The 2,398-nt window shown below is 60.3% G+C and carries 3 protein-coding genes; 1 reads left to right on the top strand and 2 read right to left on the bottom strand.

The window, feature by feature from the left end; translation table 11 throughout:
- Both Q0341_RS03640 and Q0341_RS03645 read right to left on the bottom strand, forming a co-directional pair.
- Positions 1–632 (bottom strand): MATE family efflux transporter (locus tag Q0341_RS03640; RefSeq protein ID WP_299510629.1); only part of this gene is annotated, 632 nt, incomplete at its 3' end.
- Positions 633–661: 29 nt separating this feature from the next.
- Positions 662–1,129: a MarR family winged helix-turn-helix transcriptional regulator gene (locus tag Q0341_RS03645; protein WP_299510631.1), complete on the bottom strand. Its 468-nt coding sequence runs from the start codon at positions 1,127–1,129 to the stop codon at positions 662–664.
- A 167-nt stretch (positions 1,130–1,296) separates the two neighbouring features.
- Between Q0341_RS03645 and Q0341_RS03650 the strand changes: the two genes are divergently transcribed.
- A partial coding sequence (locus Q0341_RS03650; protein WP_299510633.1) for a D-alanyl-D-alanine carboxypeptidase family protein occupies positions 1,297–2,398 on the top strand: 1,102 nt, incomplete at its 3' end.

Below are 2,398 nucleotides of genomic sequence, written 5' to 3' on the forward strand. Positions count from 1 at the left end.
AGATTGGCCAAAACACCGCCTGCCGCCACGCCGCGCATGCCCAGCTCAGGCAGCGGCCCCCAGCCCAAGCCCAATGCACCACCCAACAGCACCTGCGCGAATGCCACGGCAAACAGCGTGACCGAGGGCACCAACATGTTGCCGCTGCCCCGAATCACCGACGACAACGTGTTCACAACCCACACAAACACAGAGCCCAAGAAGGCCACCTCGCCATACGCCACAGCTTGGGCCAAAGCCTCACCCCGACCACCCAGGCCCGACATGAAGGCCGAACCCCACAAGGTCATCACCAACATGAACACCACGCCCATCGAGATGCCGATCCACAAGGCATGCACCGCCAACACATTGGCGCGAGCCGCATCACCCGCACCCAATGCGCGGCTCACGGCCGACGAAACGCCCCCGCCCATGGCCCCGGCCGACATCATGGTCTGCAGCATCACAAACGGAAAGACCAACGCCATGCCTGCCAAGGCAGGCGCACCAAAATGCCCCACATAACTGGTCTCGGCTATCGCCGCCAGCGCCGTGGCCAGCATGGCCACCATGTTGGGCAAAGAAAAGCGCAACAAAATGGGCAGGATCGGCCTGGTCAGCAAAGGGTTGGCTGCAGCGGGTGAATTCATCGGGTTTCCGTTCAGGGGTTGGGTTGAATTCACGCGTCGCTGGCCACATCGGCCAAGGGTTCGAGCAAAGCCATGGAAGTGTCAATCAAGTCGTGCAACTGCGCGACCTTGTCGGTGCCGAGCATGCGGTGAATGTCGTCTTGCGCCACACGCCATCGGCGCTGCGCCTCAATGCGCTTGAGGCGGCCCGCCTCAGTCAGGCTCACCAGGCGACTACGGGCGTCGGGGCCCGACGACACCACCACCCACTGCGCGACCACCAAAGGTTTGAGGTTGCGCGACAGCGTGGACGTGCCCATTTTGATGTGGCTTGCCAACTCGGTTTGACCAATGGGCCCCAACTTGGCGATGTAAGCGAGCAAGGAATACTGGGTCGTCTTCAAGCCCACCTTGGCCAACTGCACGTCGTAGTGCTGTGACACGCGCCGCATGAACTGCCGCAGCTTGAGGTTGGTGCACCCCGCGGGGCTGGAAAGAGGACTGGAAGTCTCGTTCATTTTTTTATTGTATCTGCAACCATTGCATATGCAATTGAATGAGAACCATTGAACACAAACGACCACAATGCCGCCACACAGCCGCGCTTTCACCGGGACAAATTTTCAAGCCGCGTGCGGCATGGGCGGTTCGATCGGTGACAATCAAAACCCCGACTGAGAACACCATGCAAGCCAAAACCGCCTTCCTTCTTCCCTTGTTCTTGTCCATCGCCGCCGGTGTTTTGAGCCCCAGCCCCGCCGCGTTCGCTGCAGACAACAAGACCACCAAGCCTGCGGCCCACAAAAAAGCCACGGCACACCCCAAAACTGCGCCGCATAAAAAAGGGGCGGCGACCAAAAAAGCTTCGAACACCAAGAAGACTTCAGCCCCCAGAAAAGCGGTGGCCGCCTTGAATGCGCTGCCACTGCTGTCGGCTGACACCACCTTGGCGGCCAACCCGCCAGCCTTGCCCGCCAAAGCATGGCTGCTGATGGACTATGACTCCGGCCAAGTGCTCGCCTCGGCCAACGCAGACGAGGCATTGCCTCCGGCGTCTCTCACCAAGATGATGACCAGCTACCTCGTCGAGCAGGGTTTGCGATCAGGGAAACTCAAACCAACCGACTTGGTCACCGTCAGTCAGAACGCTTGGTGCCGAGGCTCCAGCGCCGAATCGTGCATGTATCTGCCGCTGGGCGGCCAAGCCACCGTCATCGACCTTTTGCGCGGCATCATCATCCAGTCGGGCAATGATGCGTCCAAGGCCATTGCCGAACACATGGCAGGCTCTGAAGAAGGCTTTTCCAAACTGATGAACGCCGAAGCCCAGCGTTTGGGCATGACTCACACGACGTTCGTGAACCCCACCGGCCTGCCCGACCCGGCGCACAAATCGTCGGCACGCGACCTGGCCATCTTGGCCCGCGCCATCATCCAAGACGGTGCTGACTTCCACCCCATCTACGCAGAACGCGAGTTCAAATACAACGGCATCAAGCAAGGCAACCGCAACGCCTTGCTCTACACAGACCCCAGCGTAGATGGCCTGAAAACCGGCCATACCTCCGAAGCGGGCTACTGCCTGGTCACCTCGTCCAAGCGCAACGACATGCGTCTGATCACGGTCGTCCTCAACACCCACAGCGCGCAGGCGCGCGCGGACCAAACACGAACCCTGCTCGGCTGGGGTTTTGGCAGCTTCGAAAAAGCCACCCCAATTCAGCCAGATGCGGTGGTCGCTACGACCAAAGTCAGCTTCGGCAAAACAGACACCGTAGCCGCAGGTC

This window comes from uncultured Limnohabitans sp., assembly GCF_937889215.1.
Taxonomy (GTDB): Bacteria; Pseudomonadota; Gammaproteobacteria; order Burkholderiales; family Burkholderiaceae_C; genus Limnohabitans_A.